This window comes from Gemmata algarum (genome assembly GCF_034097035.1).
Classification (GTDB): Bacteria; Planctomycetota; Planctomycetia; order Gemmatales; family Gemmataceae; genus Gemmata; species Gemmata algarum.
The window spans coordinates 26,489-40,444 of the sequence record NZ_JAXBLV010000193.1 but is presented as its reverse complement, the minus strand read 5'-3'; the positions used below and the strand labels follow the sequence as shown (position 1 = coordinate 40,444).

Annotated in this window: 11 protein-coding genes; 5 read left to right on the top strand and 6 right to left on the bottom strand. The window is 68.0% G+C overall.

Translation table 11 applies throughout. From position 1 onward, the window contains the following. Nucleotides 1-29 precede the first annotated feature (29 nt). Together R5W23_RS20140 and R5W23_RS20135 are read right to left on the bottom strand one after the other, a co-directional pair. A complete protein-coding gene (locus R5W23_RS20140) occupies nucleotides 30-2,411 on the bottom strand; it encodes a DUF255 domain-containing protein (protein WP_320687832.1) in 2,382 nt (793 codons plus the stop codon). Nucleotides 2,412-2,476: 65 nt separating this feature from the next. Continuing rightward, nucleotides 2,477-2,842: a gamma-glutamylcyclotransferase family protein gene (locus tag R5W23_RS20135; protein WP_261189910.1), complete on the bottom strand. Its 366-nt coding sequence runs from the start codon at nucleotides 2,840-2,842 to the stop codon at nucleotides 2,477-2,479. Nucleotides 2,843-3,035: 193 nt separating this feature from the next. On the opposite strand from R5W23_RS20135, the gene R5W23_RS20130 reads away from it, so the two are divergent. Further along, nucleotides 3,036-3,593 carry a hypothetical protein gene (locus tag R5W23_RS20130; RefSeq protein ID WP_320687831.1) on the top strand — a complete coding sequence of 186 codons (558 nt, stop codon included), beginning with the start codon at nucleotides 3,036-3,038 and terminating at the stop codon, nucleotides 3,591-3,593. Between the two features lie 102 nt (nucleotides 3,594-3,695). On the opposite strand, the gene R5W23_RS20125 is transcribed toward R5W23_RS20130, so the two are convergent. Continuing rightward, nucleotides 3,696-4,943, bottom strand: a complete 1,248-nt coding sequence (locus R5W23_RS20125; RefSeq protein WP_320687830.1) for a VCBS repeat-containing protein — start codon at nucleotides 4,941-4,943, stop codon at nucleotides 3,696-3,698. 393 nt (nucleotides 4,944-5,336) lie between these two features. On the opposite strand from R5W23_RS20125, the gene R5W23_RS20120 reads away from it, so the two are divergent. Next, nucleotides 5,337-6,632, top strand: coding sequence for a N,N-dimethylformamidase beta subunit family domain-containing protein (locus R5W23_RS20120; RefSeq protein WP_320687829.1), 1,296 nt, complete (start codon nucleotides 5,337-5,339; stop codon nucleotides 6,630-6,632). 74 nt (nucleotides 6,633-6,706) lie between these two features. On the opposite strand, the gene R5W23_RS20115 is transcribed toward R5W23_RS20120, so the two are convergent. The 3 genes from R5W23_RS20115 to R5W23_RS20105 all read right to left on the bottom strand — a co-directional run bounded on the left by R5W23_RS20115 (nucleotide 6,707) and on the right by R5W23_RS20105 (nucleotide 8,975). Then, a complete protein-coding gene (locus R5W23_RS20115) occupies nucleotides 6,707-7,015 on the bottom strand; it encodes a putative quinol monooxygenase (RefSeq protein WP_320687828.1) in 309 nt (102 codons plus the stop codon). Nucleotides 7,016-7,043: 28 nt separating this feature from the next. Next, nucleotides 7,044-7,766: an SOS response-associated peptidase gene (locus R5W23_RS20110; protein WP_320687827.1), complete on the bottom strand. Its 723-nt coding sequence runs from the start codon at nucleotides 7,764-7,766 to the stop codon at nucleotides 7,044-7,046. A 78-nt stretch (nucleotides 7,767-7,844) separates the two neighbouring features. Beyond that, on the bottom strand, nucleotides 7,845-8,975 hold the full coding sequence (locus R5W23_RS20105) for a Gfo/Idh/MocA family protein (protein WP_320687826.1): 1,131 nt from the start codon (nucleotides 8,973-8,975) through the stop codon (nucleotides 7,845-7,847). Between the two features lie 172 nt (nucleotides 8,976-9,147). Here R5W23_RS20105 and R5W23_RS20100 point away from each other — a divergent pair, with 172 nt between their 5' ends. The 3 genes from R5W23_RS20100 to R5W23_RS20090 all read left to right on the top strand — a co-directional run bounded on the left by R5W23_RS20100 (nucleotide 9,148) and on the right by R5W23_RS20090 (nucleotide 13,951). After that, the gene (locus R5W23_RS20100; RefSeq protein WP_320687825.1) at nucleotides 9,148-9,912 is read left to right on the top strand and encodes a 3-keto-disaccharide hydrolase; all 765 of its coding nucleotides are present in this window, start codon (nucleotides 9,148-9,150) and stop codon (nucleotides 9,910-9,912) included. A gap of 568 nt (nucleotides 9,913-10,480) precedes the next feature. Further along, nucleotides 10,481-11,908, top strand: a complete 1,428-nt coding sequence (locus tag R5W23_RS20095) for a hypothetical protein (protein WP_320687824.1) — start codon at nucleotides 10,481-10,483, stop codon at nucleotides 11,906-11,908. Between the two features lie 12 nt (nucleotides 11,909-11,920). Next, nucleotides 11,921-13,951, top strand: coding sequence for a hypothetical protein (locus R5W23_RS20090; RefSeq protein WP_320687823.1), 2,031 nt, complete (start codon nucleotides 11,921-11,923; stop codon nucleotides 13,949-13,951). Nucleotides 13,952-13,956: the final 5 nt, after the last annotated feature.

Below are 13,956 nucleotides of genomic sequence, written 5' to 3'. Positions count from 1 at the left end.
CGCACGCACCGAACCGGGGAGCGGGCATGTCACTTCAGCTTCAGGGTGCTGGGCGGGAGGCACACCCCGTCCTTGCAGGCGTTGATGGACACCCGCACCTCGATCTCACCTTCGCCCGCCGGGAAGCGGCCCTTGATGGTCGTTGCGCCTTCGTAGATCGCGTACGTGCCGACGACCTTGTCGGCAATCTCCTTACCCTTGGGGTATTCGATCTTCGCGTCCACCTTCTTCCCGCCCACGTACACCGTGACCTCGGTGCGGGATTCAGCGAGCGTGTCCGCCCCGGCCGGGTTCGCGTACACGTGCCACGGCGCCTCCACCGTCAGGGCCACCGCGAACTCCCGCACGCCGCCCTTCGCCGGCTCCAGCGTAAGCTTGCCCGTCACCACGTCTTCCGACTTCCGCGGCTTCTTCGCTTTCGGCTCCTCCTTGGGCGCGGGCTTGCCCGGCTCGCCCGCCGCGTCCAGCAGTTCGTCCAGCGTGCGCAGCATCAGTGGCATTGAGGTGGGGGCGGTGCGCAGCGCGAACGAGAACGCCTTCACGGTGCGGATGCCGCGGTCGCGGTAGCCGTCGTCCTTCGTCTTGTCCCCCAGCCGCAAAAGGTTCCGTGCCATCTGTGAGTTACCGGACGGCTGCACGCCGTCATAGCTGTCCTTCGCGCGGGCGAACAGCTTCTCGCCGTCGGCGGCGGTGAAGTAGAACCCGCCGTTCACAGGGTCCGCATAATGTTTCACCACCAGATCGGTCAGCCCCTTTGCGGCGTCGAGCCACTTCGGTTCGCCCGTCGCGTCGTGCAGGTTCAGCAACCCGTGGATCAGGTACGCGTAATCGTCGAGGAACGCCGCCCCCTTCGGCGCCGGTTTGCCGCCGGGGGCAGCCGCGTACATGCGGTACAGGCGGCCGTCCTTGTCGCGCAGCTTCGTGAGCAAGAAGTCGGCGGCGTCCGCGGCGGCGCGCACGTAGGCCGGCTCCTTGAAGACGCCGCCGGCCCTGGCGTAGCCCGCGATCATCTGACCGTTCCAGGCCGTAATGACTTTTGTGTCGAGAAACGGCCGCTCGCGCTTCGCGCGGTGGTCGAACAGCTTCTTCTTGAGCGGTTCCAGTTTCGTCAGCAGCGCGTCCTCGGTGAGTTTCAGTTCTTTCGCGACCTCCGCCAGCGGTTTCGGGAGCCGGAGGATGTGGAACTTGTCCTCGAAGTTGGGCGCGGTTACGCCGTACACGGCCTTCACGAGCGCGGTGTCGGCATCGGTGCCGAGTACCTTCGCGACTTCGTCCGCGGTCCAGACGTAGAACTCGCCTTCTTTGTCGTTGCTGTCGGCGTCGAGTGCGGAATAAAAGCCTTTCTCGGGCGCGGTCATCTCGCGCCGGACGAATTCGAGCGTTTCGGCCACCACCCGCTTGTACTCGGGCCGCGGGGCGAGGGCGTAGGCTTCGCTGTACAGCTCGACCAGTTGTGCGTTGTCGTAGAGCATCTTCTCGAAGTGCGGAACGGTCCAGGTGCGCTCGGTGCTGTACCGGTGGAACCCGCCGCCGAGGTGGTCGTAAATGCCCCCTTCGAGCATCTTCGCGAGCGTGTTGTGCGCCAGCTTCGCGAGCCGCTCGTTCCCGGGCTTCTTGGTCTGCGTGAGGACGAACCCCCACACCGGCGGGCGCGGGAACTTGGTGCCCTTGTAGTCGCGCTTCTTGCTCCCCGTGCCGCCGTGCTCGGGGTCGATGTCGAAGGCGTCCAGCCCGTCACTCACCAAGTCGCGTTTGAGCGGGACGAGCGCGATCGCCCTGCTGTTCGCGTCGAGGGCTTCGACGGTCGCTTTGGCGACGCGGGCGGCCTGCTTCTCCAGATCCGCCCGGTCCTTGTCGAACTCAATGACCTTGTTCAGAACCGTCTTGAACCCGGGGATGGTGTCGTCCCCGATCTTCCGGTCGTCGGGGGGAAAGTAGGTCGCACCGAAGATCGGTTTGCCGTCCGGGGTGAGGAACATGTTGAGCGGCCAACCGCCCTGCTCGCCGGTGGTGTTGAGGGCGGTCATGTAGATGTCGTCGACGTCCGGGCGCTCCTCACGATCCACTTTGATGCACACGAAGTTCGCGTTGAGGATTTTGGCGACATCCGCGCGCGAGAACGACTCGCGCTCCATGACGTGACACCAGTGGCAGGCGCTGTACCCGATGCTCAGGAAGATGAGCTTCTTCTCTGTCTTCGCCCGCTCGAACGCTTCCGGCCCCCACGGGTGCCAGTCCACGGGGTTGTGGGCGTGCTGGAGCAGGTACGGGCTGCTCTCCTTCGCGAGCCGGTTGGGCTTCCCTTTCTCGTTCGGCTTCTCCTGGCCTTTGGGCTGTGCGGCCGCGTCCGGGGTGACGGCCGGCAGCGCGCACGCGGTCGACAACAGCAACGCGAGAAGGGTGAGGCGCATGCGCGAACTCCGAGAAGAACAGCCCCGCGGGCCAGCAGAGCTTTAAAGGGACCGGCTGTTACGGTTCAAGCGGCGGGAAGCGGCCAGCGGTCGCCGGTGCTCGCCCCTTGGGGCACGGGCGTGTTCATGAAGTACGCCCACACGTCGCCGCGGCCATCGATTTCGATCCGCTCGCGTACGAACGGGCCGGGCACGCCTTCAAAGTCGTCCAGTTCGGCGAGGCAGCACTCACTGACCGCGAACAGCTCGCCTTGAACCGCGAGCCCCTGGAGTTCGTCGCACACCAACCCGGGGTACGGCCCGAGATCGACCACACGGTACCGGGGCGCGGTGGTCGCGGGGCCGAGGAACGGCTGGTCCGCGAGTAAGCGGTGGTTGCGCTCGCCGCGCTTGAGGGTGCCGTACACGAAGAGCGTTGCCGCGGCGTCCATATGGGAACCTGGTGTAACAGCGGCCCAGGCCCCCGTGGGCGTGCGGGCAGCGGCGGGGCAAGGGGCGAGCGCGGCGGTAAGCCCGGCGGTGCCTTTCGTATGGCGATCTTACAATCCGGCGCTTTTGTTGTCCCCGGGCGCAGGGGTTGCGAAGAATGGTCCGCCCGGAACACATCCGGTACGGAGGCCGATCATGTCCGCGACACGAACGCTTCTCGCTCCGGTCGTCGCGCTGGCCGTTTCCCTCGGCGGTGCCGCGACCGCGAACCCCACAGACAACCCCTGCGCGCCCGCCGCGCCCCACGATACGCCCCCTTCCGGTACGGTCCGGACGCTCCCGGTGCTCTCGGTGTCGCTGGCCGTCGGCAGCACCGGGCGAGAGTCGAAGCGGGCCGTTTACTCGCCCCCGCCCGGGTGGTACGTCCGCAGCCACCGGGTTCAGGTGACGAACCGTTACGGCACCGTGACTTACGCGGTGAGCACCGTCCCGGCCGGGTTCGACTGGCGCACCGACGAGCAGTCCGCGTCCGCCGGGAAGTCGAGCACAACCGGGGCCGTCAGCGCTTACAAGATCTCGGGGGGCGGGCAACTCGCCACCGTCCGCGACCTCAACGCCGCCGACCACCAAGCGGTTGCAACGAGTCACCACGTTTTGGTGATCGATGTGACCGCACGCGGTGCGGGGTTCCTTCAGAGCGGAAGCGGGGTCGATTTGACCGTCGTGGCTGAGATGGTTTATCTGGGCCGATAACTACAGTGTAAAACCATCCACCGTCTTGAAAAACATGCACCAGCAAGCGTGTTGTGCGGAACGGCCAGAGGGGCGTCTCTCCGGCCGACAGGTGCGGCGAGGTTAGAAGATGCCCGGCGACAGAGTGCCGTTGTTCGGTCGGCTTGAGTTCGCCCCGGACGCGCCGGAGTTGAAAAAGACCGGGGGTTGGTTCGACGTGTAGCTCGGCGGCGAGAACGCCCCGGAGTTGAAGAACACTGGCCCGCCCGCCTGTAACCCTTGGGTGGCACCCGGGGCGACCAACCCCTGTTGACCGGCAAGACTTCCGCCGGTCAACCCAGCGCTGCCAAGCCCTACGGCGGTGGACGGGTTACGTGTCACTGCGGTGAACGCACTCGACCCCAGCCACGAGTTGCCGAAGAACCCGAACCCCTGGAAGCCGTTCAAGCCGTTGAGGGCGGTCAGACCGTTGTTCAGCGAGAACGCCGAAATCGGGGTCGCGGTATTGGCCCCCACGGAAGAGGTCAGCACGTCGAGAAGGCCGTCGCCGTTGATGTCGGCTGAGCCGAGTCGTACGTCGGTCGGGTTGTTGAACCCGGTCTGATAAGTGGCGCCCGGCACGAGCGTCGTGCCGCCGAAGGAGAACGGGTCCGTGGCGAACGTGCTGATCTGCGAAGCCCCGGTGATGGGCGATACGAACAACTGTCCGTTGCTCCCGCCGGCTACAGACACGCCGCCCAGGTACCCCGGGTACGGGAACGTCTGCGACACCGGGCTCACCAGCGTCGAAGGCCCGACCTCGCCGATACCGAAGGCGTTCGAGTACATCCGGATGTCCGACTGCGTGGTGCCCGCGCCGGACGCGGTGACGAGCAATGGGGACGCGCCCGGCGTTTGGGTCATCGTGGTCACCCGGATCTCCCCCAGGAACCCGGGGTACGCGAAGAAACTGGCCCGCAGCGCGGGGGCATTGCCCGCGAACGACCCGTTATTGTTGAAGTCGAATACTTTGACGTGTCCACTCGCCCCCGCACCGGCGGACGTGACCACCTCGGCGAACCCGTCGCCGTTGAAGTCGCCGGCCGCGACGAACACGCCGCCCGCGAACCCTGGCGCTTGGCCCGCACCCGGGACGTTCGAGTAGGCGTAGAAGTCCGAGATTAGAACGGCCTGGGATGAGAACCGGGCTGCGCGGCCGTCGTAGATTCGGATCCGCGAACCGCTCCCGGCACCGGGGCCTTCCGCGGTGATGATGTCGGCGACGCCATCGGCGTTCACGTCGCCGCTAGCGGACCGCACTTCGAGCGCAGGATTGTCGAACGGCTCGAACGTCCCGCCGCCGAACGTGTTAGGCGTAAAGGTCGCGGGCACGCTCCGGTCTTCGAGCGATTCGGCGTTTAATTTCGAAGGGCGTGGCGTATGACGGATCGCTGGGCCGTGTGCGGCCCGCGACCGAAAGGACCAAATCATGGTTGAATCTCACGGGTGTCGAGGGCGAATCGCCCAAGGCAGGGCGGTTAGGGGTTTTGCAAGTGCCGTTCCAAAGATCCGATCGGCGGATCGCGGGAATCGTTTGCCCGAAGTCCCCTCACGCCGGTACACTGCGTGCCACGCCAACCGTCACCCAATCAGTGCCCGCCGATGAACGAATCCGTTAACCGCCGCACCGTCCTCCGTGCCGGTTCTGTGGGCGCTCTTGGCGCCTCGTTGGCAGGCCACGTCCGGGCACAGCAGCCGCGGCGGCCGCTGATCGAAGCCTACGCGATGCCTCAGAGCTACCTCGCGGGTGAGGACGTGAAGGTGCGCCTGTCGTGCCAGGGCGATTCGTACTGGTACAAGGTGTTCCGGCTCGGTGCGGCGAAGGAAGAGGTCGCGAGCGGCATGGTCGAGAACCCCCGCGCGCACGATATCCCGAAGGATGCGTCCGCGCGCGGGTGTCGCTGGCCGGTGGGACTCACGATCCACACCGCGAATTGGAAGAGCGGCTACTACGCCGTCACGTTCGGTAGCACGAAGGGGCGGAACGTCGACCTCGCGGACGCGTTCTTCGTGCTTCGCCCGCGGCAACCGGGACGTGACGCCCGCGTACTCATCCAACTCGCGACCAACACCTACAACGCGTACACGAACTGGGCCGGGTACAGCCTGTACGCGTACCACGGGCGGCACAAGGTTCAGGGGCGCCGCGTCTCGTTCGACCGGCCGCAGTTCTCGCAATTCCCGCGCTGGGAAGAGCCGTTCGTCCGGTGGGCCGAGAAGTCCGGGTACACGCTCGACTACTGCACAAACCTCGACCTCGAGTTTCATCCCGAGATGCTGAGGCACTACAAGCTCGTGCTGAGCGTCGGGCACGACGAATACTGGTCTGCGCCGATGCGCGACGCCGTGGAGAAGTACATCGAGAGCGGCGGGAACGTTGCGTTCTTCAGTGGGAACACCTGCTGTTGGCAGGTGCGCACCGAAGAGGAGGGGCGTGCGCTGGCGTGTTGGAAGCAGTCGTTCGGCGACGACCCCGTGTACAAGAGCGGCGACCACAAAACGCTCACCTCACTCTGGAGCCATTACCTCGTGGACCGCCCCGAGAACACGCTGACCGGGGTCGGGTTCCTGTGGGGCGGGTACCACCGCAGCCACGAGCAGTTCATGGACGGCAGCGGCGCGTTCACCGCGCACCGACCCGAGCACTGGCTGTTCGCGGGAACCAATCTGAAGCGCGGCGACGCCTTCGGCGCGAAGCTGCCCGGGTACAAGGTGGTGGGGTACGAGTGCGACGGGTGTGAACTTGTCTGGAAGGATGGGGTGCCGTTCCCGACGCACGCCGACGGCACGCCGAAGGGCTTCGAGGTGCTCGCGACCGCCCCGGCCCGCTGGCACCCCGACGATTGCGAGTGGTACGAGCGGTGGCAGAAGGGGCGAACCGGGAACGCGGTGATGGGCACCTACACCCGCGGCGGGACCGTGGTGACCGTGGGCACCACGGACTGGGCGTTCGGCCTGCGCGGGAACGATCCGAACGTCGTTCGCATCACAAAGAACGTTCTGGACAAGCTCGGGAAGTGATTGGTGCGCCAGCGGGTTGTCCGCCGGTTTGTGAGCGCGGACAACCCGCTGGCGAACCGACAGAGGGCCTTAGCTCAGGCGTTCTCCGACACCACCAGCTTCACACCCGAAACGTAGTCCTTCACCTTCTCGCGGTACTCCACCATGTGCGGGGCGTCCGTGTGCGCGTAGAGGGCGTCGACGCTCTCCCACTTCTCGACCACCGTGACCACGTTGTCGTGCGGGCCGTCCTGCACTTTCATCGTGGTCGGCACGTCGACGGTCGCCTGGTACTCGATGCAGCCGGCCTCCGCGCGGACCAGCGGCGTGACCCAGCGGAACACGTCCAGGAACGGCTTCCGCACACCGGGGTTCAAGGTGATCGTCGCGATAACGTGAATCATGCGCTCGCTCTCGTTGTGGCCCGGCGAATCACGCGGCGTCGAACAGCGCGGGCTGCGTCCAGGTCGGTTCCGCCGGCTCTGGCACGGCCGCGAGCAGGTCGGGGCCGTCCGCCGTCGCCACATTCACCTGATCGCCCACCGCATACCGCTCCATGCGCTCGACCGGGTACGGTCGGAGTAATGGTAGCAGTTTGGACGGCCGCGATTCGCGCGGATCGAGCCACGCACCGAAATGCTCCCCGCTCAGGATCGCGGGCATCCGGTCGCGGAACGGCTTCACGAGGTCGTTGGCCGGCACGGTCAGGATCGCGAACGTCTCGACCACCCCGTTCGGCCCTTTCCAGCGGTCCCACACGCCGGCGTACACGAGCGTTCCGCCCCCGGCCTTGCGGAAGTAATAGGGGTGCTTACGTTTGCGGACCGTTTTCCACTCGAAGAAGCCGTCGGCCGGGACCAGGCACCGGCGCCAGCGGAACGGGTCGTGGAACGCGGGCTTGCCTGGGGCCGTCTCGGCGCGGGCGTTGACGAACCCGGTGTGCTTCGGGTTCGTGTTCCAGAACGGCACGAGGCCCCACCGAAGTTCTGTCACCTCGCACCGGCCGTTGGTCGTGCGGACGACGGGGACGAGGGCCGACGGGCCGACGTTGTACCCGGTCCGTACCGCCGGGGTCGGCGGGTTCATGTCATAGGCGAGGCCGAACAGGTCGGCGATTTCCGCTCCGGTTGTAGCGGCTGTAATGCGTGCGCACATATCGAGGGGTCTCGCGACGTTGTGGTGGAAAGGAGTATACCATCACGCGCAATGACACCCCGATGTCAGTGGCGAGAGTCAGCCCCTCAGTTCTTTCATCGTGATCGGTTTCTTCTGGTACACCGCCTCGCGCACCAGCAGGCACGCGAGCACCGCGTCGCGGCCGTGCTCGACCGTCGCCACCGGCGCCTTGCGGGTCCGCACGCTGTCGGCGAACGCTTCGAGCCCCAGGCGGGTGTTGTTGATCGCGCCCTTCGCGCCGTGCCCCACCTTGTCCGGCAGGTTCAGCTCCTTGCGGTACGCGATCACCCCGGTGTTGAAGTCGATCCCGGCCTTAACGCCGTTGAGCCGCGTGTACTCGTCGTTGAACTCCTTCGTGAACTTCCCGTTCTGGCCCGGCGCGACCCAGGAGTGCAGGATGTTCACGATCACCCCGTTCTCGTACTCGACCACCGCCGAGTAGTAGTCGTGAACGTCGCGGTCCGGCTGGAACGCCTTGAACAGCCCCGCCCGCCCCAGGCCCATCGCCCGCACCGGGAGCCCCTTGCACGCCCAGTTGATGACGTCCCAGTTGTGGCACGCCTGCTCCACCATCCAGTCGCCGCTGCGGGCCTTCTTGCCGAACCAGTCGCCCAGCGGCCCCCACGAGTTCGACCACATCACGCGGCCCTCCACCAGCGCCCCGAGTTCGCCCTCGTGGATCAGCTTCATCGGCTCGATGAACCGCGGGTCGGCGCGGCGCTGGAACCCGATCTGGACGACCTGCTTGCTCGCGCCCGCGGCCTTCACCACCCGGTCGCAGTCCTGCGGGGTGAGGCACATCGGCTTCTCGCCGTACAGGTCCTTCTCCGCCCCGATGGCGTCGAGGTAACAGGCCGCGTGGAGGTCGCACGGGAGCGCCGACACCACCGCCTGCACGTCCTTCATTTCGAGCAGCTTATTCCAGTCCTCGACCAGCGCCGGCGCCTTCTGACCGGCGCCGGTGACGAGCGCGGAGGCCCGCTTCGCGTGTTCGTCCTTGATGTCGCACACCGCGACCACCGTGCCGAGTTTCGCGTCCAGGAAGTTGCGGAGCAGGGCCGTTCCGCGGCTGCCCACTCCGATGAAGCCGACGCGCAGGGCGGCGCCGTCGGCCGCGGAGAGGCGGGCGGCGGTGGCGGTGGTGACGGCGGCCGAGGCGAGGAAGGTCCGGCGGTTCGGGTTCGACATGGGGCACCTGGGGAAGAGGGTCGAAGCGCCCCCAGAGTACCACCCGGCGTCGGACGGGTGTTGCGCTTTCCGGTTGCCTTTGGGCCGCGGCAAATCGACAATCCAGAGGAGAACCACGACCGCTCCCACGGGAGGGCCGTGGTCCGTCCCTCAACTCGGAGCTTCTCCCGCGATGAACGTTCGCACGCTGCTGCTGGTGTCCGCCGGCGCGCTGACCGCGCTGGGCGCGGTCGGTGCCCTTCAGAAGGAGTACAAGAGCGGGGTCGTGTGGCCGGAACCGGCCGTCGTCACCCCCGGCAAGAACCCCGGCGACGCCCCGTCCGACGCCACCGTCCTGTTCGACGGCAAAGACCTGTCGAAGTGGCAGGGGGGCGAGAAGTGGGAGATCCGGGACGGTTACGCCGTTGTGAAGGGCGGCGACATCACCACCAAGGACTCGTTCGGCGACTACCAGTTGCACGTCGAGTTCGCCACCCCCGAGGAGGTGAAGGGCAACGGCCAGGGCCGCGGCAACAGCGGCGTGTTCCTCGCGAACCGGTACGAGGTCCAGGTGCTCGACTCGTTCGACAACAAGACGTACTTCGACGGCCAGTGCGGGAGCCTGTACAAGCAGACCCCGCCGATGGTGAACGTGTGCCGCAAGCCGGGCGAGTGGCAGACCTACGACATCGTCTTCACCGCGCCGCGGTTCGACGAGCAGGCGAAAGAGGTGAAGGTGCTGAAGCCCGGTTACGTCACGTTGATCCACAACGGCGCGGTGGTGCAGAACCACTTCGAGCTCCAGGGGAACACCTACTACGACCGCCCCGCGAGCTACCAGAAGCACCCGCTGAAGCAGCCGATCCGCTTGCAGAACCACGGCAACCCGGTGAAGTTCCGCAACATCTGGATTCGCGAGATCAAGCCGCTCGAAGGCAAGAAGCCCGAGGGCAAGTGATCGGTCGGTACCGTCGCGGTGAGAACTCGCCGCGTCGGACGTGCGGAGCGTTCGGCACATCCGGCGCGTTCCCACCCTATTTCCCGCATTCGGACTTCCGGAAGTTTTCTCGGCGCCGAATACCGCACGCGGCGCCGGATTTTGTTGGTAACGCGGTGCTGGGTGGACGAAGATTTCTAGTCGCAAGTGGTTTTGGGATAAGGTATTGCAATTTGTGATGCGGTTGGCGTCGGTACCTGCTCCCGTGGTTTCTGAGCGCGATTCGGTGGTAGCGGTGCCCCAGCGAATCGCCCGTCGGATGGTAGCAGATGTCCAGTCCGTGACCAGTCGGGCGCGATCAGCCGGGAGTGTAACCCTCGTTACAGCGGTCGGCCCGAGCCGGAACGGCACAGCCGGATCCGGCCCGGGAACCACAGGCGGCGAGGCCGCTAACCCACAGAAACGGCTCGCGGCACCGGTCAGCGGGACGGGCCGCGTTCTATTCTCGTGTGTGTGCAACACCTGATTCCTCGACGCTGTTGTTGAGCGGTCTTCGCACCCTTCGGGGCGTCAGCTCACGAGGTCCGTTATGTCCGCGCCCGCGCCCCCCCCTACTTCCCGATGGCAGCAGGTACCGTTTGCGGTCGTACTCGCGGGTGTGGGGTTCGTGATCGTGTGGCAGGGGTTCGGACTGGCCGGTTTCGGCACCGACCTGCACCCCTCGCGAGTCGGAATCGCCCTGGTCCCGCTGTTTCTGTGTGCGCTGTTCGTGGCACAACCGGACCTGGGGGCCATCCGCCTGATCGCGGCGCTGGCGGGCTTGGGCGCCGCCGGGTACGTGTGGTGGGACGTGCGGCCGTCCGGGTTCAAAAGCGCGATGGCGCTGGGGGAAGCCGTTCGCACACGCGACTGGTACAAGCAGCGGCTCGCGATCACGACGGCGGAAGAGGCCGAAAAGTCGGAAGGGTTGCGCGGCGTTCGGCCGCTCCTCGAGCAGTACCCGTCGCTCTGCAAAGGGATGTCCGCGGAGTACGACCGCTGGGCCGACGCGGTGGCCGACGACATCGTCTCGCGCTACAACACGCTCCCACGTGACGACTTCAAAGGCGCGGAGGCCCTGGTCAACCCGGCCAAGGCGCTGGCGTCGGTGCGCCCCGTCGCCGGGGGCCGGCTCGACGCCGCACGGCTGGCCTGGCGCACCGACGCGGTGCGCGCCCGGGTGAACGAGCTGTCCGCGGCGCGGCCTGGCGACTGGGAGGGGTTCAACCGCTCCGCGTTCGCCCGGCGCGCGCTGGCCGAGGCCGTCCCGGACGCGCGCGACGTGCTGCTGCGTGCCGAGACCGAATGGGTCGATTCGTCCGTTGAGTTGCTCGCCGCGCGTGCCCTCGTGTCGCAACCCGGCGGGGGCACGCCGCGCGAGTTCTTGAAGCGGACCGACTGGGAGGTGCTCGCGCTCCGGTCACTTGACACCACCACGGGACGGTTCCTGAAGGCGCGGGGGCGGCTGTTCCGGGCGGCCCACGACCGCGCCACGCGAGAAGCGTTCGCCCATTTCGAGGCCGGGCGCCACGACCGCGCGTTCGGGGTGGCCGTCGCGCACGCGGTCGATTGGACCGGGGCCGCGGAACTGCTCGGCGAACCCGAGCGGAAGGCGGTCCTGGAGTTCCGGGCGGCTCACGAGTTCTTTGCCGCGCTCGCGGCGAAAGCCGCACCGCGGCTCGAGGTGGCCCCGCCGCCGCGTTCAAGAGCCAGCACCGAACCGCGGCCCGAAGTGGCCCCGCGGCCCCGGCCGTCCGGTGCCACCGAGCCACGGTTCCAGGTCGCTCCGCGACCGCGGCCAAGTGCCGCCACCAAACCGCAACCCGAGGTTGCCCCGGTACCGCGGTCCAAGGTGAGCGTCGAGCCGCGGCGTGAGACCGCGCCGCCGCCGCGCCCCGGTGTCGAACAACCGCGCCGGCCCGATGCAGACCCAGAACCGCAGTACGAAACCGCCCCGCCGCCGCGGCCCAAGCCGTGAGGAGCATGGCTCATGCGCCGGAGATCGCTGCTTCCGCTCGCCGCGCTCGCGAGCGTTCTGCTGATCAACGCGCCGGGATGGGCGCCGCCCCCGGCGCCGCGCCCGTCGGCCCCGCCACCCGCACCGCGCCCGCCGGTTGCGACCCCGCGCCTGCCCACTGCAGCGCCGAACGTGACCGGTGTGGCGGCCCTGGTCGCGGCGGCGCGGCAACGTAACGCGGCCGAGGCCACGGCGCTGTTGCGCCAACAGGGCGCCGCGGCCCTGAGCCGCGCCCACCGGGCCGCGTTGCTGAGCGCACTCACCCACGACACCCTGCACCAGAAGTCGCCCGCTCCCCTCGCGGAGTTACGCCGGTTGCGCGCGGATTGGGTCGGACTCGGCCCCGGGTCGGGCGCCGACCCGATCGTGGCGATGCAACTCGAAGCCACAGAGGCGGTTGCCGAACGGTTGCACCTTGCGGCCGTGCTCGACCTGATCGCCGCCGGCCGGTTCGCCGACGCACTGGACCGCTTTGAACCGCTCGAGCCGTCGCGGTACCTGCCCGTGGCGGTCGCGCGGGCGCTGCCCGAGTTGCGGGCGGAACTCCGGCGTGCCGCCCCGTTCGTTCGGTTGCAGGGGGCCACGCGCGCCGGAGATGCCACGGCGGCGGCGCGGGCGTTGAGTGAACTACCGGACGAACCCAAGCCGCTCGCCGTGACCCGCGCCGACGAGGCGCGGCTCCCGCTGGTGCTCGCGCGGGCCACGTTCGGGGACGGGGGGCTCAAAGCCGAACTCGGCTTCGTCCGCGACCTGCTGGCGAACGTGGAAAAGCACCACGGGGCCGCGCTGGCGCGTCAGCTCCGCACCGAACTGGCCGCGCGGTTGTTTCTCGCCGGCCGCGCGGCCGATGCGACGGCACTCGTGGGCGACGGGGTCGATCCGGTACACGCCTCACAGGTGCTGGCCGACCTGCGGGCCGCGACGCTCGGGCGCGACGAGTTGAAGAACCCGCAGATCGCGGCGGTCGTCGCGGCGGATCGCACGCAACCCCCGGCGTATTCCGCCACGATTCTGCCAGCGGACCGGCTGGCGCAGTGGCGGCCGACGGTGCCGGCCCGCGGGGACAAAATTGTCGATGTGGCCGAAGCTGCCGCACGGGAGAAGTTCACAACCGCCCTCGATGCGGAAGTGGCCGAGGGCACCGCGCGGGTGCGGGCCGTCGCCGAGCGTATCCGAGAAGCGCTGGCGACCGAACCGGCCCCGCGAAAGCTGTTCCTGGAGAAAATCGAGGCGGCCCGCGGGAAACCGTTCGCGACGTCCGCGGAGCGCGAATTCGCCCTCGTTGCCGGAACGCGGGGCCACACAGTAGCCGAAGTCATTGGGGTGCTCGCGGGGGAATCGGACCGACCGGCCGCGGCGGTCCGGCTGCTCGCCACGGTGCCGGTGTTCGTTCACGCCGGTGAGTTCGCCGCGGCGGTGGAACGGTCCGGCCGTGCGCCGGCCGGGTTCGCGGCTTACCCCGCTGGGGGAGACAAGTTGCCCCCGGGGTGTGACCGCTCCCGGGTTCGCGAGGCGGTTCACGCCGCCCTGCACGCGCAGGCGGGCCACACCGTGTCGGGGCGCGAGCCCCCGCCGTTCGCCCGTTCGGAGTTCGAGGCCGGGTTGCGCGAGCGCCTCAAGCTGCCGTCGGGCGAGCCCTTGGGCGCGGCCGAGTGCGTGCAGGGGTTGCTCGACGTGTGCCGCGACGGGGCTGCCGAGTACGCGCAGCTGCTGGAGGCGTTCGGCGACCTGAACCAGGCGATCTCAGACATCGAGCGCGGGGTGTACGGCCGAGCGAACGCCGCCCTCAAAGAGCTAGAGACGGCGCTGAAGTTGCGCCGGCTGTCGGTGCTGGCCGACAAGAAGCGGCGCGAGGTCGGTCTGGCGGTGGGCTGTCGGTTGCTGGGCGCCTACGGTCCGGAAGCCGCGCCGGCGCGTGACTGGCTCCGCGCGCAGAGCGAGGGCGCCGGGACGCCGTGGGGCGCGAGCGCCGCAGACGCGCTGGAGAAGCTTGGCGCGAAGTAACGGGT

Coding starts and splice junctions, on each gene's coding strand:
- R5W23_RS20115 (WP_320687828.1), bottom strand. CDS start 7,015: ATGATTCACGTTATCGCGACGATCACCTTGAACCCCGGTGTGCGGAAG.
- R5W23_RS20120 (WP_320687829.1), top strand. CDS start 5,337: ATGCCTCAGAGCTACCTCGCGGGTGAGGACGTGAAGGTGCGCCTGTCG.
- R5W23_RS20140 (WP_320687832.1), bottom strand. CDS start 2,411: ATGCGCCTCACCCTTCTCGCGTTGCTGTTGTCGACCGCGTGCGCGCTG.
- R5W23_RS20100 (WP_320687825.1), top strand. CDS start 9,148: ATGAACGTTCGCACGCTGCTGCTGGTGTCCGCCGGCGCGCTGACCGCG.
- R5W23_RS20135 (WP_261189910.1), bottom strand. CDS start 2,842: ATGGACGCCGCGGCAACGCTCTTCGTGTACGGCACCCTCAAGCGCGGC.
- R5W23_RS20130 (WP_320687831.1), top strand. CDS start 3,036: ATGTCCGCGACACGAACGCTTCTCGCTCCGGTCGTCGCGCTGGCCGTT.
- R5W23_RS20110 (WP_320687827.1), bottom strand. CDS start 7,766: ATGTGCGCACGCATTACAGCCGCTACAACCGGAGCGGAAATCGCCGAC.
- R5W23_RS20105 (WP_320687826.1), bottom strand. CDS start 8,975: ATGTCGAACCCGAACCGCCGGACCTTCCTCGCCTCGGCCGCCGTCACC.
- R5W23_RS20090 (WP_320687823.1), top strand. CDS start 11,921: ATGCGCCGGAGATCGCTGCTTCCGCTCGCCGCGCTCGCGAGCGTTCTG.
- R5W23_RS20095 (WP_320687824.1), top strand. CDS start 10,481: ATGTCCGCGCCCGCGCCCCCCCCTACTTCCCGATGGCAGCAGGTACCG.